Source organism: Mesorhizobium argentiipisi (SeqCode) (genome assembly GCF_037179585.1).
Classification (GTDB): domain Bacteria; phylum Pseudomonadota; class Alphaproteobacteria; order Rhizobiales; family Rhizobiaceae; genus Mesorhizobium; species Mesorhizobium argentiipisi.
The window spans coordinates 1-20,749 of sequence record NZ_JAPYKO010000050.1 but is presented as its reverse complement, the minus strand read 5'-3'; the positions used below and the strand labels follow the sequence as shown (position 1 = coordinate 20,749).

The following is a 20,749-nucleotide window of genomic DNA, read 5'->3' as shown; positions in this document are numbered from 1 at the left end:
ACAATGTGAACCGCCCCCACACGAGCCTCGACGGGCTCACACCGAACGAATTTGCAACCCGGTCCAGATCGGACCACAACGTGAACAGGGCTAACTTATAGGCGCGGACAAAACGGGGAGCACGTCAGGCTCCACACGGCTCGAGCTGTGACGAGATTGTTTCCCGCAATGGAATCTGGTGCCAGGCTCGTTTCGACAACAAGCTATGTGCTCGAGCCAAAGCCTGTATGCGCCGCTGGACCGATGCTGCATATACGGCAGCGTCGTCAGATAGCGTCAGGCGAACGATGCTGTCGACCAGAGCAGCACGTTGTTGGCTCGATGGTCCACCTCCAGGAGCAAGCGATGCTCCGACGCGTCCAGGCTCTCCATCCTGCGATAATCTGTGCGGTCAATTTGCGACGCGAAATGGTAAACCAGGCGGCCATCCTCGTCATGGATTGGACTGAGGTGCAGCTGATTCCAGAAAACCGATCCATCTTTTCGATAGTTGACAAATTCGACGTTGATCTCACGCTCCTCCTGCAATCCTGCTCGGATCTCGGCGATCGCCGCTGGGGAGGTCGCGGGACCTTGAAGAAACCAGCAGTTGCGTCCGAGGACCTCATTTGCTTGGTAGCCCGTGAGGTCAGAAACGCCCGGTTCGCCAGCACGATTGGTTGGCCTTTCTGAGTGGCATCAGTCACCACCAGTTCCTTGCGGTCAGCCATGGTGCGATCGGTGATCGCCGCTGGGCTATCACCGTGCAGGCTGGAGATGGCTTCCTTGTCCATCGTTCCATTACCTTCGGCTGACGGCTAAGGAAAAACGTGATGAAGCTAAAACGTTTTCCCCTGGCGATGTGCTTACAAACCTAAAAGCGAAGGGTACGAGATACGGCAATTGGAGGGGATGGGCCTTCGGAAACAGATCAACCATCTCATAAAAAATGCGAGGGAAACCACCGGCAGGACCTAGAGAGAGCTTTCCATCACCAGGCGCTGGATCCTTCAGGGAGCCTGCCCATCTAAGCGGTCTCTCAGCGCGCTGCACATAGCGCGCCGCGCATAATTTATTTGTTGCGGCGGAGCCGTTCGACTTCGCCCTCAGCCACCGAAAAGAGGCTGTCGAGCCCGTCCATTTCCAACGCAAACCCGTCTTCTGAAAACTCTCGGCGTAGCTCACCAAGTTGGGTTTTGGTGCGGGAGAGTGCTGCCTCCCAGCGGTCCTCACCGGGCTGGTGCTCGCCGCCCACATCTTCGACCATCCACGCCGAGGCGAGCTTGAGGGATGCTCTGAAGATGTAGCGCCCGGCATCGTCGCGCACCTTGACAAAGCAGGTCCGCGTACGGCCGTTGGGCAGTTCCTCACGGGCGATGTCTGGCAATACGCCGACCGCCCTGCTGCTCACCTCTGCCAGGGATGAACATTCAACGCCCGAGTCGTCTCTCATCAACTCGCTTCCATCGTCAATATCGAAAAAGAACAATGGCATAGGCGGATACTCTGAGATGTTCTCCAGGTCTCTGAGCCCAACTTTTCACCTAAATAAACGTTCCCGCGCGCGCTCTAAAAGGCCGCTGCTTGCGAACAACCTCAAATGTGAATGCGGACCACTCCTGGACTGCCTAAAGATCGTGCATCGTCCGGTTCTGTCATGGCGCACGGACGCTGGGAGAGCGAATAGCACTCTCGTCCAAACGTGAGGCGCTGAGATGCACACCCAAATCCTCGAATCGTCCGACCTCGAAATGCTCACGCGCGTTCTGAACCACCTCTGCAAGCAGGAGGGGCATCGACTGGACTCGGACGATGCTCAGAACGTCGCCGCCAAACTGGTCTATCTCTTCCAGAGCGGGATGGTGGATGAGTTTGACCTCATGGACACCGTGGCAGCCAGATCGCGCGAAAACCTACGAGTCTTTGGCTGAACAGGCGGCTAGTCGGATGGCAAATTGGTCAACTGCATTGTGCCGGATCGCAAGCTTCTAGGTCACCCAGGCGACCGTGAAAGCCGCTTTCTGTTCGCCCTAATCTTCCCGCCGTAGTAACTTGCGAGCTTGTCTGCTGATGCGCCCATGGCGAGCATCACAGTTGCGCGGCCGGCAGCCTCGATTTTTTCACTGATCATCAACTTAGCTTCGCGTTCAGCCGCTTTGCCGCCGCTGGCAACTCGCATACCTCGAAGCCAGATCACTTGCTGCGCCTCCAGAATGGAAAGAGAGAGATCGACCCATGGGTTGAACATTGAGCGCTCCTGATCGGCATGAGAGAACGGCAATTTCGCTGGTCGGTTCCGCCGAAGGCAGGTCGAAAACTTCTCACTGGAGCGAGTTCAAGGAAGAAGCCGAACGCGTTCTGCTGCGCACGGCTCGGGCCGACTCCTTTCTCAGTTGGACAGCCGCCGTTTTGGGCTCGGATCGGCCGTTCGAAAGTCCTGCTCGGAGCAGGGATTAACCCCGCTTTTTAGCGAAAGCCCAAACCATCAGCGGGTATTCCTCGTCGTTGCTGAGATCTCGCCACACCCCATAAGCCCGCACCGGCCCGCCGATATGCGCCCTGGCGCAGGCCTTGTTGCCCCAGCCGAAGGCCTGCACGTCGTCCTCGGCAAAGCCGCCCTCGACCATCAACTGCTTCAGGCCCGCGGGCGTCCAACGGTTGTAGTCGTGCGGGCGGGCATGCACGCGGAACAGGAACAGTGTGGCCACCATCGCCCAGCCGCCCGGCTTTACCATGGCGTGGATATGGGCGGCCGCCGCCATAGGGCGCTGCACATGCTCCAGCACCTGGTCGGCGATGACGATCGAATATTGCTCCTCGGTGCGGTCCTTGCAGATGTCGAAATCGGGAAAATCGACCGAGCGATAGTTGGGGCAGAGCGCCCGCCAATAGCGGTTCCAACCCGGGGAGATCTCGATCACGTCGCGCGACTCGCGGTTGGCCGCTTCGAGGAACGTGGTGAAAGCTTCGATCTGTCGGATGCGCAGCCAGTTGCGGTCATCGTATCGAAGCAGCCGCTTCACGGCGTGTTTGCCGCGATTTTTCAGCGCGCCGGCAAGGCTTGTCATTCTTGACCTCCTCCTGCCCGCCCGCGAAATCTCCGTAGCCCACAAACCGTGCAAAAGAATGACAACAAGAAGGAGCCGGCGCTGAATGCGCCGGTCTCCAGCCGATCAGACTTCGATCAGTAATTGCCGTTGTAATAGCGGTCGTCGCAGGGCGCGGTGTAGATGCGGCCATAGCGGTCCTGGTAGCGGCAGAGCTGATCGCCGCGGCGCTGCGGCGTGGTGGCTGAGCCGACGACGGCGCCGAGCAGTGCGCCGCTCGCCGCGCCGATCACCGTGCTCTTCGTGTTGCCGCCGATTGCCTGGCCGACCAGCGCGCCGCCGGCGCCGCCGAGCAATGCGCCGGTGGTGGCCCGCTGCTGGCCTTCGGTTTGCGTCTCGCAGCCGGCGAGCGCCGCCGTCATCAGCACCGCCAGAATGGCCTTCTTGATAAACATCACTCGAACTCCTCTGAAGCCCCGGGGAACTGACAGGCTGGGGCGAACAAATTCCCGAGTGCGGTTGCATTGCGGCGGAACGGCGGCGGAGCCTGCTCACGAAATGAATCAAGGTTTCCCGGCGGTTGAGCGCCTTGGTTGCCAAACGGGAAAGATCGTCTCCAAAGACCAGTAAAAACAGCCGCCGTGTTCAAGCGAACTTCAACGGCACGATGATTGCAGCAAGTCCGCGATGACCCGGGCATGCCATGATCTGCTCGATCGGGATGGGTTTTGGGACGGCCTCGCCGTCTTCGACTATCCCCTCGACGTGCAAGGCGAGGGCCTCTTCGGCAAGACGACGCGCTTCTTCAAACGTTGCGCCGGCCGTGACGACGCCGGGAAAGTCGGGGAAGGACACGCCGTAGTCGCTGGCGTACTCTTTGTGGATCAGCCCGACGTACTTGCGCATTCCGTTCCCTTGCCGCTCGGTCAACGACCGCTAGTTTAAAGCACCAGCACGGCGACGCAATTCGATGGACAAGTTTGCAACGGCTCCCGCAGGCCCCCTTGGGAGGCCAAGGATCCGTGCGGCCGAGTATCTGCGCATGTCCACAGAAAGGCAGATCTACTCGATCGACAACCAGAGAGATGCGATCCGCAATTATGCGAACGTCAGGGGTTACGACATCGTTGCAACCTATGAAGATCCGGGGCGAAGTGGCCTCAGCCTCGTGGGGCGCCCAGGCTTGCGGCGGTTGTTGGAAGATGTGGAAAGCCGGCGAGCCGATTTCGAAACCGTCGTTGTCTACGACGTAAGCCGTTGGGGCGGTTCCAGAATACCGACGAAAGCGCCTCCTATGAATACTGGTGCCAGATAGCTGGAGTGCGGATCGAGTTCTGCGCCGAGCTGTTCATCAATGATGGGAGCATCGGGTCCGACGTGCTCAAGGCAATCAAACGCAGCATGGCCGCGGAATACAGCCGCATGCTGTCGAACAGGGTCTTCGTCGGTCAAAGCCGCATAGTCAAACTGGGTCTCAGCGGCGGTGGCCCCGCCGGCTATGGTTTCAGGCGCCTTCTTGTTGATGGCTCCGGAAATCCCAAGGCAATGCTTCGTCGCAACGAGCGAAAAAGGGCTTGCCAGCGACCGCGTCATTCTAGTCCCGGGGCCAAAAGATGAGATCTCGACCGTAAGATGGATCTTCAATCAATTCGTGACAAAGGGAAAAACGGAAGCTGAAATTGCGACTGCACTAAACGCCCGCGGCTTGGTCACTGAACGCGGCCGACCATGGACCAAAGCATGCGTGGGCACGATACTGGCCAGCGAGAAATATATCGGCAACAATGTCTGGAACCGAATATCCCATAGGCTTCTGCACGACCGGGTAAGAAATCTCCCGAGCGCATTTGTTCGCGCCGACAATGTTATCGAGCCGCTCGTGAGCCGGGCTCTGTTCGATCGCGCTCAAGCTATCAGGCGCGCGCGCGCTTATCTCAAACCTGATGAGGAGTTGCTGGCCGATCTGAGCAAGCTGCTGCAAGAGCGAGGGAAGTTGTCGAGCCCAATCATTGACGCCGCCCCCGGCTGTCATTCGGCCTCGATTTACTCGCACCGATTTGGAAGCATGAAGGCTGCCTACCAGTTGATCGGGTACGACGCGTCGGCGAACTATCGAAAACTCGATGTCAGCAACCGGCTCAAACAGATCCGGCAGCATATAGTCGAGGACTTGATATCGAACATTGGCAAGGCCGGTGGCTCGGCACTGTACGATCCAAAGACGAACCTTATGCGCGTCAATGAAGAATTTTCCGTCGCGATATGGATCGCGCGCTATCGGACTATCGTCACCGGTTATCCACGCTGGATATTCCGGAACCGGGGCCTCGTTGGGCCAGACGTAACGATTTTGATCAGGATGGAGCCTGATCATGACACTGTTCGTGACTTCCTGATTGCGCCCGCTCATGAAGCGCGGTCTGCTCATCGCATGCTCAAAGCAGACAATGGCACGCGCCTTGATGCCTTCCTGTTCGCTTCGCTCAATCCTGTGGTGGAGATGGCGAGACGACAGTCGATTTCGGCAATTCCGTGAAAAAAGACCAAGGCCGAACTGCGTCGCTTCGTGGAGAACAACCGGCACGCCATTCGTCTGACTGAGAATATGCAGGCGCCGCTCAATCCATTGCGGGGCCCGGCGTTCTTGCAGACCTATAAGCGCCAATTCGATCGGATGCAGGATTTCATCAGAGAAGCCGCCGCGGCGCAGGATCAACTGGAAAGCGTCGTCAACGCCACCGGTCAGATCCTATCCAACGCTGCGTTTCGCGCCTTGCTGCAGGCGCATGATCTCGGAACGCTGCCTTCGATCTTGACCCAAGGTTCGCCAAGCGGCGGGCCGAATCCCTGTTCTGAGGAACAGCAAGGCCGGTTGTGCTTCACAGCCGAGCCGCAGCTTTTCGGCGGTGTCTGTACCGAGGCTCTCGACCTTCTGAACGATTTTGGCGCCCCCTTGAAGATTTTCCCATTGTTGCGAGAGGTGGTGCCGAGCCGGCAGGTTGAAATCGTGCGGCTCATGATAGCGTTGGACGGCGTGCAATTTCGAGCGGTGAGAGGCTTGATCGCGCTCACACCACGATCGCAGCTCACCAATCCCTTTGCTCGCAGAAAGCAATATGAGGGCATCTCTCCGACGCAATTGGCTGCCCTGGAAACCGACCTGGCCAAGGTCAGCCGTGAATATCTGAGGGCCGCCAGCACCCATGGCGCAACAGTGCTCCACCTGATCGCCGTTACGAGTTATTTTGACAGAATATTGAACAATCCGAAGTTGGTTCGGTTTCTAGCGCGCTATTTAATCGCGCACCTTGAGGTGTATCAGAAATTGCTCGACTTTCGCGAAAGTCGATTTGAGAAACGTGCAGCAACCGTTTGAACAAAGTGAGCGGATTTGAAGATTTCCGCTGAGCCTTAGGCAACCCTTTGATCTTCGAAAGCGGCTTATCCGCCTACATCGATCCAGGCGGGTGCGTGATCGCTGGGCTTTTCCCAGTCACGGGTTTCGACATCGACACCGGCATCTCGGATGGCTCCCGCGAGGGGGGGCTTGCGAGCAGATGGTCCATCCGCAGGCCTGAGCTTCGGTCGTAGCCGCCGCGATAGGAAAAGTTCCAGTAGGTGTATATGCCCTTGTCTGGATGGATCCGACGGATCGCATCCACCCAGCCCAAGCTCAGCATGCGGGCATAGGCTTTCCTGCTTTCGGGGAAGAAGACGGCGTCGCCCAACCAGCGGCGAGGTACTACGGCATCTATCTCCGTGGGGACGACGTTGTAGTCACCACAAAGCACTGTGCGCCCGCCTAGTAGCGATTTGCTGTAGTCGACGAGACGCTCGAACCAACGAAGCTTGTAATCGAATTTGGGCCCTGGCGCCGGATTGCCGTTAGGGAGGTAGATGCAGCCGACGATGAGACCGTCGATCTCCGCCTCGAGATAGCGGCTGTGGGTATCGTCAGGATCGCCCGGTAAGCCGCGACGGCGCTCGACCGGATCCCTGCCACGCGCCAGTATAGCCACGCCATTATAGGATTTCTGGCCATGCCAGATCGCGCCGTAGCCGAGGTCCCGAATCGCCTCGAAGGGAAATTTGTCGTCCGACGTTTTCAGTTCCTGAAGGCAGACCACGTCATAGTCGGTCTCGCCAAGCCATTTCAAAAGCACCGGCAGGCGGCCATTGACCCCGTTGACGTTGAAGGTCGCGATCCGGGTCATCCCCTCGATTCCTGCTGGCGTCGCCTGAATATTGCTCTAGCCGGTCCGACAATCACAAATGCTTAGGTGCCTCGCTCCTGCCGCGAAGAAAGGGCCCCGTGGAGAGTTCCACGGGGCCTCATCGATTACAGCGGTGTCGTTCGGCGAACGCGATCGCGTTCGGCCTCGATGTCATCAAAGGGCTCTGCGCTAGGGTCGAATCCTGTCCATCCGGCGGACTCGTAAGCGCTGCGCCGTTCGTCGAGATTGACGGAACGCTCTCCTCGCAGGATCCGTTCAGCCTCGCCGGCAAGCAGATCATCCACTCTGGCAGTCACCAGACTGCCTCCGCGGCGCACGCCCTCGGCATAGACATGGGCATCACGTTCCGAAACGCCGGATTCAGTCAGCGCCCCTAGTATGCCGCCTGCGGCTCCGCCCACCACAGCGCCGCCGACCGCGCCGACCGCCGTCGCAGCGAGCCAGCCGGCCGCCACCACCGGCCCGACTCCAGGTATGGCCATGATCCCGAGGCCGGTAAGGAGCCCGCCCGCGCCGCCGACCAGCGCTCCCAGGCCGGCACCAGCGGCGGCATCTTCGCCGGCTTCTGAAATCTCGTCCTGCCGATACCAATTGTCGGAGTTGTTCGCCACGATGCTGATGTCGTCTCGCGGCACGCCGATCGCTTCCAATTCGCTTACGGCGTCGGATGCGTCCTGATAATCATCGAAAAGTCCGGTGACAGTCGTCATTGTTTCACTCCATTTCTGAGTTCGGTTACTGAGCGCCGGCAACCACGTTGCCTTGGAAATCGAGCGCTACGGTCACCTGCTTTCCGTCTTTTTGAGCGGTGCCGCGCCAGATGCCTTTGTCGTCCTTCGTGAGCGCGCTGACATTGGAGAAGCCGGCATCCTGAATTCGCGATTTCGCCTGCGCTTCGGTGAAGCTGTTGGCGCCAGGCACGGGCGCGGCCGGATTATTGGTGTCGCTCCTCGACACTGCGGGAGTCGTCGAGCTCGTTGTGGAAGACTTGTCGTTGGTCCCGGATGCGATCTTTTCGATCATTTCCTGATGCATCTTGAGCGTCGGCAATGTCTCCTGCGCGAATGTCTTGAGCTGAGCATTGTCGCCGTCCTTGGCGTAGCCTTCGAACAGCTTCACAGCGTCGGCATGTGCGTCACGCTGCATCTTCACGTAGGACTCGTCGAATGAGTCCTTGCCGGTGTTCAGGCTGTCGAGTTCGCTCTTGTGCGCGGCGTCCGTCTGGGCAGGTACCTTCAGCTTCTGCTCGCCGGCGATTGTCTCCAGTTTGGCGTTGGCCGCGCCATGATCGTCGATCATTTTCTGGGCGAAGTCTTTGACTGCCTGATCCTGAGCCTTGCCTTGTGCGATCTTGCTCGACTCGACCTCGAACATGCCTCCGGCGGCGGCCTTGTCGACGAAGTCCTGAGCTTTGTCGGCGGCGTAGGAAGGTGCGGCAAATGCCAGGGCCGCGCAGGTGGACAGCGCTGTCATTAGAAGGCGGTGTTTCATCGATAAGTTCCTTGTTGAATGGGTGTCACTCAACAAGCGCCAGACACCTTTGTTCCGGCCACCACACACGATTTGGTTGGTGGCGAGAGAGCCTCTTTCACCGGCGGCGTATTCGCCGACGACAAGCCAGTGAAGATCACGGTGGAGCTGCCGGCGCCTCTGCATCGCGATTTTGGTGAAATATGCAGAGATCCTTGAGCGCGAGACCGGGCGGCCATCGGCCGATCCATCGCGATCGCGCCGGTGCTTGAAAGGTTCATCTCAACGGACCGGAGCTTTGCGAAAGCAAAGAAGGAGCAGGCTTGAACGGAGCTTTCCTATGGCCGACGACCGGCGAGCGTCTTGAGCCGAGATGCCGAGAGAATGCTCTTTTGTCGATGGTTTACGGCCCAATTAGCCTTGAACGGCCCGTTCCCTCGGTGCTCAAGGCCCAGATCGATTAAATCCTGCGCGTCGGGCGCACGATAATCCGACGTGGTCGGAAAGGTTGGGAATGCCGGCGGTGTCTCGGCTGTGTGGGTGGGGCGGAACGAGTTCGGGCAGCGGCGCTATGTCTGGTGCCCGCAATTGATCAAGCTCTATGATGAAGCCAAAACATACATCGGAAAATGACCGACGGCTGACGTCTCATCGGCAGATGACCATGATGCGGACGGATCTCTTCACTAAGAGGCTGCCGGTGCCATCGCACGAGCACTTCGACATCAAGGCGTAACGGAAGGCGTCGAGCCGATAGCCAAACTGCCTGAGAAGCGAAAAGCTTCACGCCCGCAATTTAGTCCAAACCCACAATATCTGAGGAAACAATTCCCATGAAAGCAATCGTTATTAGAGATCAGACGGCGGGAACAGCCGGAATGAAGCTGGTGGAGCGGCCCGAGCCGCAAGCCGCGATAAACGACGCAGTCGTTCAGGTTCATGCAGCGGGATTTGTCAACACCGAACTGGAGTGGCCTTCTACTTGGGCGGATCGGGCCTTCCGTAATCGCACGCCATCAATCCTGGGCCATGAATTGGCCGGTGTGGTCACTGCCCTCGGCTATGGGACAACCGGGCTTTCAATCGGTCAGCGGGTATTCGGCCTGTCCGACTGGCATCGCGACGGCACACTCGCCGAGTACGTCGCCATGGAGGCCCGCAACCTCGCGCCGCTGCCCGGCGATGTCGACTTCACGGTGGGTGCGAGTCTGCCGATCTCCGGCTTGACCGCATGGCAGGGGCTGTTCCAGCACGGCCGCCTTCAGGCGGGACAGAGCGTGCTTGCGCATGGCGCGGCCGGTGCTGTCGGTTCGATCGTGGCGCAGCTCGCACGGAAAGCCGGAGCTTATGTCATCGGCACCGGACGCGCCGCCGACCGCCAGAAGGCTCTCGACTTCGGTGTAAATGAATTCGTCGACCTCGGAAATGACACTCTGGAGGACATCGGCGGCGTCGATCTGGTTTTCGACGTCATCGGCGGCGATATCCAGAGGCGGTCGGCAGCCCTGATCCGGGCCGGAGGAACGCTTGTGACCGTCGTCGGACCGACGGATGTTCGACCCGCCGACGGCTTGACGGTTGACTTCGTCGTCGAGGCCGATCGCGCCCAGCTATCCGAGCTAGTCCAGCGGATACGGGACGGACGGCTGCGGACGAACATCGGCAAGGTCTCGGGCCTGGACGATGCCGTTGCAACCTTCAACGCGCGCGAGCGACACACCGGAAAGACGGTCATCCGCGTTCGTCCGCAAAAGCTGGGGAGGGCAGCCGAAAGCCTAACTTGAGGCCGTCCTGCTCAACAGCCTTGAGGGGTGGGAGAAATCCCTTACGCTGCTGCAGGGTGTGATGCCGTTAGCGTCAAACGACTACAAACCACAGGCGGGATGACGGACCGCGGTGCGGTGCAGGACTCCGAACTGGCAAGGTGATTCCTGCGAGAAGCCAATGGCATTGGCCCTTGAAGGAAGCCGACCGAGCAATTGCGGCCAATGCTCCGCTTCAGGTCGCCTTATCGTTAAGGGGGCAAGCCCCAGCCGTTCTTGATTGAAAAAGAATTCAGATCCTTCTCTCCCACGGAAGGGATGGCCGTTGGCGGGGCCCGTGCAGTGCCGGCTGTCGAAGTCTCCACCATGCCCCGTTGACGGCACGTTGGCTAAGCTCCTCGTTATCTTGCGCTACTGTCAGCAATGGGAAAATCCAAGCGGTGGGTGGCCCCCTTTCTCTCGAGACGGAGATCTACACCCGCGTCAAATTCTTGTTCTGGTATTTCGAGACGAAATCGGACACTGAGTGGTGAAAGTCGGGCATTGCGGCTTCAATCTTTTCATCGCTCCAGTCCCACCATCGAATGGCGAGCAGATCGGTTATGACTTCCGGCTCAAAGCGATTTCTGATCAGCCTCGCTGGGTTGCCCGCAACAATTCCGTAGGGCGGCACGTCCTTTGTGACAACCGAGCCCGCCCCAACAACAGCGCCATGGCCAATTGTCACGCCGGAAAGTACGATGGCGCGGGAGCCTATCCACACATCGCTGCCAATGGTGATCGGCCCCTTTGTCAGATCTCGGTCCGCGCCAGCGAAAGGATAGGTCGAGACCAGCGACATGGGATGCTCGCCGGCGGCTATGAAAAGAACGCCCGCGGCGATCGAGCAGTAGCTTCCAACGATGACCGGTGCTTCGGCCGTCGCTTGGAAGACGTTGCTGACATCAACGCCGTAGGTCTTTCGCCCAACAGTAACGTGCCTGCCCGGATACGGCTTTCGTAGCCCGAACTTTGTTCGCAGTTCTCTAAACATCGCCATCAGGCGTCGATAGCTCAGTATAGCCACAAAACCAAGCGACTTACATCTGTAGAGGGCGCCGCATCCCAATCCGAGAAGACCAGGGATCGACGCGTCTACCGCCATTGGTGAACGCGCTCGAGCGATGCCGAACTGCTTTGTGGCCGAAAGAACTGAGGTCACCACCGCCGACGCTTCGGTTATTGCCGACTATCTGGAGCCGGCGCCGCAAAATTGTGAAACTCTTTAAAACGGGAAGGGAATGCGTGCCAGATACCGCACCACTCTGGAATTATCCATCAGCCGGGCAAAATAGCGCCAGGCAGCGACAAGTTCCAGTCTCGCTGGTCCGCGCCGGACGAGCGCATTAAAAGTGGCTCGGCTGACGTTAGCCAACTCGGTCTCCAATTCTGCCCTCCGGTCCTCGGGAAGGGTGGCGAGCTCATGTCGCGGATGGATATCTTTAATCAGGACGGGATTTGAATGAGAATACGGTCTTTAAACCATGAGCCTTTTCGAACGACCGGGCGTTCGCAACTTGGGCATCCGAATGTGAGATATTCGTCGTTAAATTCCTGCGGAATCGGCAATCCGGCACCTGCAGGCTGATGGATGCCCGTCATCATCGCAGGGAATGGCGGGCATCCATGAGCTGGCGATGAAGGGACTATGCTCGCCAGCACATTCAAATGAACATCTGCGAAAGATGTTTCACGCTCGGGCTTATGAGTCGACGGATAATACGTTCGACTCAGGCCTGTGGCGACTGACGGGCATGACACAGATATCGGGGGAACAACCTGGCTTTTGGCTGTTCCCGGGTAGCCTGCTCGCGCACGTTGCCATTTTGTGCACCCAGGCTACTCCAGTATCGCCCGCTGGCTCCGGCAGGCGGGCTTCTTATCGTTTCGAGAGCGCTGTCGTTATTTCTTCCAGCGTCTCGATGCCGTTTTCAAACAGCGACATGATCTCCGCCGCCAGGCTTTCGCGCTCGAGGCTGGTCAACGGCAGATCGGCCCCAAGCTCTTTGAGCGCGGCTGCAAGTATCGCGAGCTGTTTCGGGGTAGCAGAACCGTTGTGCCGCATCTTCATCTCCCCAGAGCCCCTCGTTAACCGTCCGGCCTTATGGCTCTTCTAGCCAGGACCGATCGGCATTGACATTTGTTGTGCGCAGCATGGAGCAGGCGAATTTATCCATTCCTGTGACAATTTTGCTCGTTGCAATAGGTTACAGGTGGCCCTCAACCGGCAGGCATGCAAGCGCACTGGAAGGCAAGCGGCAGGCGGACGAGCGCACCAGGCGCTGTTGTCTCCGTATCGAGCCAGAACGGCCTGAAGCGTCGTCGAACCTGCACCAAACGTCTATATCGGATCGTGTGCGCCTGCTCTCCGGCAGCACGCGTTCTTTGCAGAGGAGGAGGAGCTGGATGGCAAAGAGAAGCGCCTGTTTACGCAACCGGGTCCATCGAGGTTGCAAGCACATTCCGAACACTAGTTGCGTTCCAGACCTTCGAGGGCGACAAGCAGTTTCGTGGGATCTACCGGCTTTTGTAGGCAGGGAACACCCCTGAATTCGGCTGGAATGATGTCGGGGTCATAGCCGGTCAGGAAGACAAAAGCTATGCCTCGCGCCTGAAGAGCGGAGGCCAATAGGAAGTTAGGACCGGCGCCGAGGTTAACGTCAACTAAGGCACAGTCTGGCCTTTGCACATCCAGCAGTGAGAGAGCCTCCTCGGCGGCGCTGAAAGGACCCAGGACCTCCGCTCCGGCGTCTTCGATCATCTGCTGAGTGTCGTCGGCAAGGTAGAAGTCGTCCTCGACGATCAGCACTGCTCGGCCGCGCAGATCGAAACTCATCAACTCTTCCCGTTGTCGTCGCCGCGCTCTGCGGGCACGTCGGTCTGCAGTACGCTTTCGCTTGGTTGCAGAGGAAATGAAATACGGCACAGAAGGCCGGTATCGGTAAGCTGCATCTCGCCAACACCCCTTAGCTCGAATGGCACGCGTCGGGTGATCAACTCGGTGCCAAATCCTTTACGCATCGCGCCAGATGACGATATCACCACCCCGCTCTCTTGCCACTCCAACTCCAGCCAATCCCGACCTTCCCGCGGCTTGCGGGCCCAATGGACGTTGACCTTGCCCTGCGGAGCCCCAATGGCGCCGTACTTGGCAGCGTTTGTGGTCAATTCGTGAATTGCCAATGTCAGAACTTCAGCGGCCTTTGGCATCAATATGATTTGCGCCCCTTCGACTGAAATCCGCGAAGGATCGGCGGCCTGCGCCAGGAGTTCGTCACGTACGATGTTGTCCAGTTCAACACCTTCCCCGGGTCCGCGTGTAAGCAGAGTCTGGGTGCGCGCCATGGCGGCAATTCGTCCGCTCAGCCGTTCGCGAAACTCCTGGGTCGTGCACGTCGTATCGCCCCTTTTTACGAGCGAAGCGACCATTGCAAGAACGTTGCGAACACGGTGCTGTAACTCAGCCGTGAGGACAGCCTGGCGCTCTTCGTTGCGCTTGCGCTCGGTTATATCCTTGCCAATCTTCATGAAGCCGCGAATTGTTCCGTCATCGTTGCGAAGTGCCACGGTCTGGCCGTCAAGGAAAACCCGACCTCCATCCTTTGTTGTATGCCATCGGATATTTGGAGCGACGCCCTCGGCGCGCGCCCGGCTGAGTTCTTGTTGCGGTACACCGTGTGCCTGATCTTCAGGGGTGAAGATTGAGGAGACAGGCTTTCCCAGCATTTCCTCAGCGCTCCATCCGAAAACGGCGGCGGCGCCGGGCAACCAGTCAATGATGAGATCGTCCGGGTCACTGAGAACGATCGCATAGTCTCTTGCATTCTCGACTATCAGGCGGAAGCGCTCATTTCCGTGCTCCAATTCGCTCAGCAATCCTCTGAGCTCATATTGACGCTGGCGGGCGCGCAGCACTGCCCGCGTCGAACTCGTCAGCGTGATTGACTCCACAGGCCGCTCAAGCAGCGTGACATTTCCGAGCGAGGAAACCAGCTCGGCTCGCCAGGTCCTTACTCTTTTTTGCGGTAGGTGACTTGTGAGAATAATGAAAGGAAGGTCCGACCAGACCGGCTGATCCTTCGTCCATCGGATCAACTCCCCGAGATCACGGCCGTATAGACCTTCCTCGGCAGCAATCACGGCAAGACATTGCGGGCCGAGCCGCTCGATCAAGGCGCCATAGTCGGCACACACGACCGCTGCGACCCCGATGCGTGACAAAACCTCGACCGCCGTCGGTCCATCGCGCCCGATCGGGGCAAGGACAACAACCGCACTGCCGTCTATCTCAGCTCTGATCGTTGGCACCGCGCACCGTTGGCAGCTCCTTGTCGCTGGTATAGGTCGGTGTGCCCGAGAAGATTCCGGAGAACTGCGTAAGCGGGGGCCCGACTGCTACGCCATTCGGCGTAAGTTGAAATTCCCGGATGGTATGCTCGTGATTACCGCTGCGCTTCTTGACCACTGAAAGCGCGCGCCGAACCGAACCGCCGAACTCAAAATAACGCAACATGAGAACAGCGTCGCTTAGATAGCTGAGGTCTAGTGGAGTATCCATCGGACCAACCAGACCATGCTGCGCGAGAACGAGTATAGTGGTCACGCCCTGCTGTCCGAGATAGCTCAACAATTCGTGCATCTGCAGGATCAAGAAGCGTTCGTCGGGCATCGCGTTCAAATACCCGTTAAGGCTGTCGATGACGACAACTTTGGCTTTGTCCCGCTCGACACTCGCGCGCACCCCGGCCGCGAATTCTCCGGGAGAGAGCTCCGCCGGATCGATCTGCTGGAGTTTTAAGGTTCCGTTGGTCAGCGCCTGATCAAGCGGCATTCCCAATGTCTGCGCACGCGCTTCAATTGTGCCGCGGCCTTCGTCGAAAGCGAAATACACGGCGTGCTCGCCTCGTTGGGCCGCAGCCAGTGCAACGGTCAAGGCGAGGGAGGATTTTCCCACGCCGGCGGAGCCGATGAACAAAGCGTTGGTTCCCCGCTCGATCCCGCCGCCGAGCAACTTGTCGAGTTCGGAGTTGCCAGTCGATGCGGCTTCGACCTCAAACTTATTGTGATGCTCCGCAGCTATCAGTCGCGGGAAGATGTTGAGCCCGCCTTTTACGATCGTGAAATCATGATAGCCGCCGCGGAACCGGATGCCTCGCATTTTGATGACACGTATCCGACGCCGCTCGGCACCGTAGTCCAGAGCCAATTGTTCCAGGTTGACCACGCCGTGGCATATCGAGTGCAATTGCAGATCCGTGTCCGCCGATGAAAGGTCATCCAAGAGAACGACCGTGCAGTGACGTGCGGCGAAAAAATGCTTTAGCGCGAGAACTTGCCGCCGGTAACGCAGCGAGTTTTGGGCCAGCAGACGTAGCTCCGACAAACTGTCGAACACCACTCGCGCAGGATCAAGGGCAGCAACCTTTTCAAACACAAGGTTTGTGGTTTCGCTGAGTTCGATTTCAGCGGGATGAAGGATGGTCAGTTCACGGTCGGGGTCGAGGGACGTCTCAGGTGGTACCAACTCGAAAACGTCGATTCCATCCACGGTCCAACCGTGCCGTTTGGCCACCAATGCCAACTCGCGTTGGCTTTCAGAAAGCGTTATGTAGAGCACCCGTTCGCCGAGCCGTACGCCCTCGAGCAGAAATTGAAGCGCGATTGTGGTTTTTCCGGTGCCGGGGCGGCCCTCGTAAAGATACATGCGGTCAGGGTCAAACCCGCCGCCTAAGATGTCGTCCAGCCCTTCACTGCCGGTAGATACCCGCTTTTCTCCCAGATCTTCAATGTGGATGTCGACGCTCGCGGTTGCAGCGCCCTTCCTGTGATCGTCTGGCATTTCTCTTCCCCTCAAGCCCAGTGTTGCGGCGGACGATGCCGGCCGCGGCCGCCGAACCGAAAGAACGCCAAACCGCAGCGGGGGTTCCAGGCGCTTGACCTTACTGCGTCGGCCGCCGGAAAATGTTGCTGGTTCGGGCCTAACCTGATCAACCGCGGAGCTTTCGCGCTTCGCGCACTAACGTCTTTCGATCGTTGCCGTGTTCCCTGATCAGATCCCGAACCTGCTCGGTACTGATCCGATGCTGTTTGGCAAAATAGCGGACCTCGTAATCTTCCTCCGCCGACACGTGGTCACGGTCGCGAAAATCTCGCCTGGCTTTGTCATCTGACATTGCTCATTCCTCCTGGTCAGGGAGAACAGCGGCGCTGCCGGAATGTTCCTGATGCTATCAACGACCACCGCGCACAGCATCAAACGGTCTGGACGGATGATCGCGGACAGATAGCGGTTAAAATCCTTTGCTTTTCCAACGGGGGTCTGGTTGACTCCGACCGGCTTTCGGACGAACTTGAAAAGGCCAGGTTAGCCGGCGCTGACCTGCCTCGCGGCCCGGCCCGCAAATCCTGTGGGCCGGGTCACCTAAGTTCCTGCCGCTGAGCCGGATGATGGTGTCGCTGGCGTTGAAAATTCCCGGCCTACCAAACCGAACTCGATCTTCCCCGAGCTGACGAGATCCGCATGAACGGTCCGGCGCCGATCATGCGCGCAGCCGGCGATGCCGATGAGCTCGGCCTCGATGACGTTTGGGTTTCCGCCGGGCGCGAAGGGGTCCGGTGTTCAACTTCGGCTCCGAAGGCCTGCGTTTGCTGAAAACAAAAGCTGCCTCGTGCCGGCCTCGGCGTTCTTCGAATTCTGCCACGAATATCCGAAGCCAAACCCGCTTCAGATTGAACGGTGCTCCGTTCCTAGGTTGCTGGGCTTTGGGGTGAGCGGCCGGCGACAAGCCGCCCACCTTCACGATGCTTAGGACCGACCCCTGGGCCGGATGCCGCGCCGTATCACAATCGGCAGGTGGTCGTTCTTCTGCCCGAACACTGGTCTGCGTGGCTTGGTTTGTCGAAACCCGAGACCGAGTTATTGCGGCGGTTGCCGGCAGGATCGCTGTCTGTTGAAACGGTACGGCCAGAGCGCGCCTGAGCTCAGTTGCATGGGGCTTCCATGCTGTGGGCGGAAGCCTTGCAAACCACAGCGCCGCCCGACGACATCAACACCGTCCGGGGATCAACTTGGCGTCGCCCGTTCGCCCACCTCTTCGATTTTGTCCAGAACAGCTTCGGGTGCCACATCGCGCTTGAGCTCCTTCAGCTCGTCGTCACCTTTGGTATCCACGTCCAGCCGCTTGGCAATCTCTTCGACCAACTTGATAAGCTTGGTCGTCTCATGTTCATTCAGCAGACTGACCTGCAGATCGAGGTCTGCCCTGGCATTGTCCTCGGCCGCCATGCGGTTCTGGTTGATCAGAACGAACGTCGACAGAAAGATCGCCTCGACCGAGGCGAACATGGCCAGGATGACCAACGATGGATCAAACGGCTTTATGAAGGTTACGATGCCGAGATTGAGTGCGATCCACGCCCCAAACAAGACAAGGTGGATATAGACGAACATCATGCTGCCGGCGAAGCTGCTGATAGCTGCGGCCGTGCGTTGCTCCAAGGATGCAGACTTCGCGTCGCGTTTCCGTCTCGCGACCAACGCCTCTATGTTCCGCGCCAGGGCAGGGCTGAGGCCTTCTGCCGCCGGGGTGGTTGGCGTGGCGTAGCCCTTGCTGTCGGGGGCGGCCGTGGCACCCATTCTTGTCTCTCCCATCTAGGCTGCCTAACTCCCTGTTCGACAATTCGCTCAATTTTGCTCGGCTTCGAACGCGCGCATCCACGTTCCTGTCTCCAATGCTGCCGCCGCAGTCGCTCCGGTCAAGGAGAATTTCCTCGAGATGCGCGCGCGTCTTTCCTTGCCCTTGAGAACTCTGATCCACCTAGAATCCCGGGCGCTCACCTTGAGGCTTCCGGAGGGCTCTGACGCCGACGTTGAAGCGACAGCGGCGATCGTGTCCAAGGCCATACGGAATATCGAAGACCTCTTGCAGAGCGCCGGGACCAGAACCGTCGACCTGCGCGGGGCGCGCGAGAAAGATCACCTTCCACGTGTTCGATCCAGACACATCGAAGATCTTGTCAAAGTCTGACGCGAAGAAGACGCGGCGAAGGCGGTCCAGAACCGGAGACGCGCCGCCGCAAAGGCAGCCCTGAAGCGCGGGCAAAAGAGAGGGCGCGGACCGGCAGGCTCAACCGACAGCAGCGGGGACGAGGATCCTCGCCCCAAGCTGCGCGGCTGGGAAGATTTTGAGGCGAAGGACTGCTGCGCTCCACTGGGTCGTCGCGGTCGTGCATCAACAGCGGGGTTTCCGCCGGTGGGTAATCACCAGGGCCGATGGTGGCCTGCCCGTCCGCCTTTGACGCCTTGTCGGCGGCATCGTTGATCGTAGCAACGTGACCTTGCTCGACCGGCTTGCTGGGATCACGCGGGAAGAACCGCCGACAACAACTTGATCTTGGACAGTCTCTTCTGGGCCAGCCGACGAGCGGCTTCCAAAACCCCGCCCCCGAACGCTTCGGCGACGAATGCCATTGTCAACATGTCAATGAGAAAATCGTCGACGGCGGCCGAAACCATTGCAGAGCCGCGGCGATCGATTTCTGTCAACAGCGACCGCGCTTCTCTTGCCGCGGCTGAGGCATCCTGTGCTTGGACCAGCGCTTCAAGCTTCTCGAACATTTGCAACCAGCGTCCCCCGTGGCCGTGGTCAACTCCGATTGCCGACGAAGGTTCCAAGCGCCAGGTAAGGAGGGAATGTCGACAACGGCGCCATGGTCACCCTTCCAGGAAAAGGGATGGTCAAGCGGACCTTTTGCGCGGATGACGGCTGCGGCCAAATTGCTTTAACAGGCTGCTGCAAAAGTCGCGTCCTGTTCGATTTTGATGACATTTGTCGGAATTGGTCTGGCTAATCGGGCTGGATTTTTGGCTTTTGCAGCTACCCGGTTTGCGTGTGTGGTTGTTGTGTTTTTGGCGTCATGTCGGCTGCATCGCCAGCAATTTGGGGATACGGACCAGATTGCAGGCAATGATCGCGAAGGTGAAGACAGCCTCGACCTTTGGCCGCCCGCGCAGCTTCGTCTGGTCAGTCCGCCCGGCTTCTTCACCCAACCGAAGATTTCCTCGATGCGTTTGCGGATGCGCTGGCTGACCGTATAGCCGGCGTGGCGCGTGGTGCGACCGTCAATGGCGGTCTTGCGCACCGTGCCCGTGCTCGAGACCGTGCCTTGCACGGTGATGTGCGGGGTGACTTGGCGCTGCCGCAGGTCGCCGACGAACTCCATCACGTCATAGGCCTTGTCGGCACCGAGCGTGATGCGATGGTTGCGGGGGCGCCGGTCGAGCATGCTGAGCGCCGCCTCCCGCTCGGCCGTGCCGGTGGCATGCGTCAGCGTCGCGTCGACCGCAAGCCCGTTGCGGTTTTCCATGAGTACATGGCCCATATAGCATAGCCGGCTCGGATGGCCGTCCGCCTTGCGGTAGAGCCGCGCGTCGGGATCGCTCGTGGAGGCATGCGTCTGGTTCGAGCGCTTTTCCTTGCGGAAGTCGCGCTCCCCGTTGCGGCCTGGCGCGGGCGGCTCTCCCGAACCATCCTTCGGCCGGAAGCTCTTCATCGAGGCCCAGGCGTCAATCAGCGTGCCATCGATCGAAAAATGATCGCTCGACAGAAGCTTCCTCACTTTGCCAAGCCCCATCAAAGCACCCAGGAACTCGCGCGCGACATCGGCCTCCATGAGCCGATCGCGATTGTGGGTGAACACCGTCGCATGCCAGGCCGGAGCGTCCATCGGCAGGCCGACGAACCAGCGGAACAATAGATTGTAGTCGATCTGCTCCATCAGCAGGCGTTCGGAACGCACCGAGAAGAACGCCTGCAGCAGTGTCGCCCGCAACAGCATCTCGGGCGGTATCGACGGCCGCCCCGTCCCCGAATAGAGCGCCTCGAAGCGGGCATTCAGACAGCATAGCGCTTCGTCGCATAAGCCCCGGATCGCCCGAAGCGGATGATCCGCGGGAATGCGTTCTTCCAGCCGAACATAGCTGAAAAGACCTTCCGATCGATCATCTCGTCCGCGCATCGCAAATCACTCCAGATCGCTAACCGAAGTGAATCACAAATCATCACTAAACGCGACTTTTGCAGCAGCCTGTTAAAGCTGCGGCGAAGGCGTGACCTGCCTGGTCGCATTTTTCGCGAGAAGGACCGTTGCTTTCGATGACGACGATAGCCTGCCTTACCGTCAACCCGTGCTTTTCTGCGAATTCGACCGGGTCATA

At 59.1% G+C, this 20,749-nt stretch carries 21 protein-coding genes and 5 pseudogenes; 6 read left to right on the top strand and 20 right to left on the bottom strand.

The window, feature by feature from the left end; genetic code table 11:
• Positions 1-127 precede the first annotated feature (127 nt).
• Positions 128-773 (bottom strand): annotated as a pseudogene (locus O7A05_RS32755) (PAS domain-containing protein); the annotation flags it as partial.
• 278 nt (positions 774-1,051) lie between these two features.
• Entirely contained in the window at positions 1,052-1,474 is a 423-nt protein-coding gene (locus O7A05_RS32750; protein WP_415927090.1) for a DUF6894 family protein, read from the bottom strand.
• 220 nt (positions 1,475-1,694) lie between these two features.
• Here O7A05_RS32750 and O7A05_RS32745 point away from each other — a divergent pair, with 220 nt between their 5' ends.
• Positions 1,695-1,910: a hypothetical protein gene (locus tag O7A05_RS32745; protein WP_337097487.1), complete on the top strand. Its 216-nt coding sequence runs from the start codon at positions 1,695-1,697 to the stop codon at positions 1,908-1,910.
• Between the two features lie 62 nt (positions 1,911-1,972).
• Here the strand turns inward: O7A05_RS32745 and O7A05_RS32740 are convergent, their stop codons facing one another.
• The 4 genes and pseudogenes from O7A05_RS32740 to O7A05_RS32725 form a co-directional block, all read right to left on the bottom strand.
• Positions 1,973-2,227, bottom strand: coding sequence for a hypothetical protein (locus O7A05_RS32740; RefSeq protein WP_337097485.1), 255 nt, complete (start codon positions 2,225-2,227; stop codon positions 1,973-1,975).
• 205 nt (positions 2,228-2,432) lie between these two features.
• Complete coding sequence (locus tag O7A05_RS32735; protein WP_337097484.1) at positions 2,433-3,047, bottom strand: methyltransferase domain-containing protein; 615 nt, start codon at positions 3,045-3,047, stop codon at positions 2,433-2,435.
• A gap of 116 nt (positions 3,048-3,163) precedes the next feature.
• The gene (locus O7A05_RS32730; RefSeq protein WP_149790694.1) at positions 3,164-3,481 is read right to left on the bottom strand and encodes a YMGG-like glycine zipper-containing protein; all 318 of its coding nucleotides are present in this window, start codon (positions 3,479-3,481) and stop codon (positions 3,164-3,166) included.
• Positions 3,482-3,680: 199 nt separating this feature from the next.
• Positions 3,681-3,932, bottom strand: a pseudogene (locus O7A05_RS32725) (type II toxin-antitoxin system HicB family antitoxin); the annotation flags it as partial.
• Positions 3,933-3,996: 64 nt separating this feature from the next.
• Here O7A05_RS32725 and O7A05_RS32720 point away from each other — a divergent pair.
• Positions 3,997-4,341, top strand: coding sequence for a recombinase family protein (locus O7A05_RS32720; protein WP_337097481.1), 345 nt, complete (start codon positions 3,997-3,999; stop codon positions 4,339-4,341).
• Here the strand turns inward: O7A05_RS32720 and O7A05_RS32715 are convergent.
• A complete protein-coding gene (locus tag O7A05_RS32715; protein ID WP_337097489.1) occupies positions 4,269-4,619 on the bottom strand; it encodes a hypothetical protein in 351 nt (116 codons plus the stop codon). The two genes, O7A05_RS32720 and O7A05_RS32715, sit on opposite strands and share 73 nt — an antisense overlap.
• Between O7A05_RS32715 and O7A05_RS32710 the strand changes: the two genes are divergently transcribed.
• A complete protein-coding gene (locus O7A05_RS32710) occupies positions 4,525-5,562 on the top strand; it encodes a recombinase family protein (protein WP_337097480.1) in 1,038 nt (345 codons plus the stop codon). The two genes, O7A05_RS32715 and O7A05_RS32710, sit on opposite strands and share 95 nt — an antisense overlap.
• 30 nt (positions 5,563-5,592) lie before the next feature.
• Positions 5,593-6,402, top strand: coding sequence for a plasmid partitioning protein RepB C-terminal domain-containing protein (locus tag O7A05_RS32705; RefSeq protein ID WP_337097479.1), 810 nt, complete (start codon positions 5,593-5,595; stop codon positions 6,400-6,402).
• Positions 6,403-6,467: 65 nt separating this feature from the next.
• Here O7A05_RS32705 and xth read toward each other — a convergent pair.
• From xth to O7A05_RS32690, 3 genes and pseudogenes are all read right to left on the bottom strand, one after another.
• A pseudogene (xth, locus tag O7A05_RS32700) lies at positions 6,468-7,240 on the bottom strand (exodeoxyribonuclease III).
• Positions 7,241-7,365: 125 nt separating this feature from the next.
• Complete coding sequence (locus tag O7A05_RS32695) at positions 7,366-7,971, bottom strand: general stress protein (RefSeq protein WP_337097478.1); 606 nt, start codon at positions 7,969-7,971, stop codon at positions 7,366-7,368.
• A gap of 25 nt (positions 7,972-7,996) precedes the next feature.
• Positions 7,997-8,752, bottom strand: a complete 756-nt coding sequence (locus O7A05_RS32690) for a DUF4142 domain-containing protein (RefSeq protein ID WP_337097477.1) — start codon at positions 8,750-8,752, stop codon at positions 7,997-7,999.
• A gap of 18 nt (positions 8,753-8,770) precedes the next feature.
• On the opposite strand from O7A05_RS32690, the pseudogene O7A05_RS32685 reads away from it, so the two are divergent.
• Both O7A05_RS32685 and O7A05_RS32680 read left to right on the top strand, forming a co-directional pair.
• A pseudogene (locus O7A05_RS32685) lies at positions 8,771-9,058 on the top strand (DUF2274 domain-containing protein).
• Positions 9,059-9,564: 506 nt separating this feature from the next.
• Positions 9,565-10,515: an NADP-dependent oxidoreductase gene (locus O7A05_RS32680; RefSeq protein ID WP_337097476.1), complete on the top strand. Its 951-nt coding sequence runs from the start codon at positions 9,565-9,567 to the stop codon at positions 10,513-10,515.
• Positions 10,516-10,966: 451 nt separating this feature from the next.
• On the opposite strand, the gene O7A05_RS32670 is transcribed toward O7A05_RS32680, so the two are convergent.
• The 10 genes and pseudogenes from O7A05_RS32670 to O7A05_RS32630 all read right to left on the bottom strand — a co-directional run bounded on the left by O7A05_RS32670 (position 10,967) and on the right by O7A05_RS32630 (position 20,550).
• Positions 10,967-11,698, bottom strand: coding sequence for a CatB-related O-acetyltransferase (locus tag O7A05_RS32670; protein WP_337097474.1), 732 nt, complete (start codon positions 11,696-11,698; stop codon positions 10,967-10,969).
• A gap of 60 nt (positions 11,699-11,758) precedes the next feature.
• The gene (locus O7A05_RS34540; protein ID WP_415927091.1) at positions 11,759-11,971 is read right to left on the bottom strand and encodes a plasmid partitioning protein RepB C-terminal domain-containing protein; all 213 of its coding nucleotides are present in this window, start codon (positions 11,969-11,971) and stop codon (positions 11,759-11,761) included.
• A gap of 441 nt (positions 11,972-12,412) precedes the next feature.
• A complete protein-coding gene (locus O7A05_RS32665) occupies positions 12,413-12,598 on the bottom strand; it encodes a hypothetical protein (RefSeq protein WP_337097473.1) in 186 nt (61 codons plus the stop codon).
• Positions 12,599-13,003: 405 nt separating this feature from the next.
• Positions 13,004-13,369, bottom strand: coding sequence for a response regulator (locus tag O7A05_RS32660; RefSeq protein WP_337097472.1), 366 nt, complete (start codon positions 13,367-13,369; stop codon positions 13,004-13,006).
• Entirely contained in the window at positions 13,369-14,841 is a 1,473-nt protein-coding gene (locus O7A05_RS32655) for a sensor histidine kinase (protein WP_337097471.1), read from the bottom strand. Before O7A05_RS32655 ends, O7A05_RS32660 begins: the two co-directional genes overlap by 1 nt.
• Complete coding sequence (locus O7A05_RS32650) at positions 14,822-16,372, bottom strand: ATPase domain-containing protein (protein WP_337097470.1); 1,551 nt, start codon at positions 16,370-16,372, stop codon at positions 14,822-14,824. Before O7A05_RS32650 ends, O7A05_RS32655 begins: the two co-directional genes overlap by 20 nt.
• Before the next feature lie 148 nt (positions 16,373-16,520).
• Positions 16,521-16,706, bottom strand: coding sequence for a DUF3606 domain-containing protein (locus O7A05_RS32645; RefSeq protein ID WP_337097469.1), 186 nt, complete (start codon positions 16,704-16,706; stop codon positions 16,521-16,523).
• Between the two features lie 890 nt (positions 16,707-17,596).
• Entirely contained in the window at positions 17,597-18,169 is a 573-nt protein-coding gene (locus O7A05_RS32640; RefSeq protein ID WP_337097188.1) for a DUF1003 domain-containing protein, read from the bottom strand.
• 723 nt (positions 18,170-18,892) lie between these two features.
• Entirely contained in the window at positions 18,893-19,150 is a 258-nt protein-coding gene (locus O7A05_RS32635; RefSeq protein WP_337097468.1) for a hypothetical protein, read from the bottom strand.
• Between the two features lie 297 nt (positions 19,151-19,447).
• A pseudogene (locus tag O7A05_RS32630) lies at positions 19,448-20,550 on the bottom strand (IS5 family transposase).
• Between the last annotated feature and the right edge of the window lie 199 nt (positions 20,551-20,749).

Bases quoted from the DNA above. Each gene is read 5' to 3' on its own strand.
- O7A05_RS32640 (WP_337097188.1), bottom strand. From the start codon at position 18,169: ATGGGTGCCACGGCCGCCCCCGACAGCAAGGGCTACGCCACGCCAACC.
- O7A05_RS32695 (WP_337097478.1), bottom strand. From the start codon at position 7,971: ATGACGACTGTCACCGGACTTTTCGATGATTATCAGGACGCATCCGAC.
- O7A05_RS32715 (WP_337097489.1), bottom strand. From the start codon at position 4,619: ATGACGCGGTCGCTGGCAAGCCCTTTTTCGCTCGTTGCGACGAAGCAT.
- O7A05_RS32645 (WP_337097469.1), bottom strand. From the start codon at position 16,706: ATGTCAGATGACAAAGCCAGGCGAGATTTTCGCGACCGTGACCACGTG.
- O7A05_RS32680 (WP_337097476.1), top strand. From the start codon at position 9,565: ATGAAAGCAATCGTTATTAGAGATCAGACGGCGGGAACAGCCGGAATG.
- O7A05_RS32650 (WP_337097470.1), bottom strand. From the start codon at position 16,372: ATGCCAGACGATCACAGGAAGGGCGCTGCAACCGCGAGCGTCGACATC.
- O7A05_RS32745 (WP_337097487.1), top strand. From the start codon at position 1,695: ATGCACACCCAAATCCTCGAATCGTCCGACCTCGAAATGCTCACGCGC.
- O7A05_RS32750 (WP_415927090.1), bottom strand. From the start codon at position 1,474: ATGCCATTGTTCTTTTTCGATATTGACGATGGAAGCGAGTTGATGAGA.
- O7A05_RS32665 (WP_337097473.1), bottom strand. From the start codon at position 12,598: ATGCGGCACAACGGTTCTGCTACCCCGAAACAGCTCGCGATACTTGCA.
- O7A05_RS32710 (WP_337097480.1), top strand. From the start codon at position 4,525: ATGGTTTCAGGCGCCTTCTTGTTGATGGCTCCGGAAATCCCAAGGCAA.
- O7A05_RS32690 (WP_337097477.1), bottom strand. From the start codon at position 8,752: ATGAAACACCGCCTTCTAATGACAGCGCTGTCCACCTGCGCGGCCCTG.
- O7A05_RS32635 (WP_337097468.1), bottom strand. From the start codon at position 19,150: ATGTTCGAGAAGCTTGAAGCGCTGGTCCAAGCACAGGATGCCTCAGCC.
- O7A05_RS32720 (WP_337097481.1), top strand. From the start codon at position 3,997: ATGGACAAGTTTGCAACGGCTCCCGCAGGCCCCCTTGGGAGGCCAAGG.
- O7A05_RS32660 (WP_337097472.1), bottom strand. From the start codon at position 13,369: ATGAGTTTCGATCTGCGCGGCCGAGCAGTGCTGATCGTCGAGGACGAC.
- O7A05_RS32735 (WP_337097484.1), bottom strand. From the start codon at position 3,047: ATGACAAGCCTTGCCGGCGCGCTGAAAAATCGCGGCAAACACGCCGTG.
- O7A05_RS32740 (WP_337097485.1), bottom strand. From the start codon at position 2,227: ATGTTCAACCCATGGGTCGATCTCTCTCTTTCCATTCTGGAGGCGCAG.
- O7A05_RS32730 (WP_149790694.1), bottom strand. From the start codon at position 3,481: ATGTTTATCAAGAAGGCCATTCTGGCGGTGCTGATGACGGCGGCGCTC.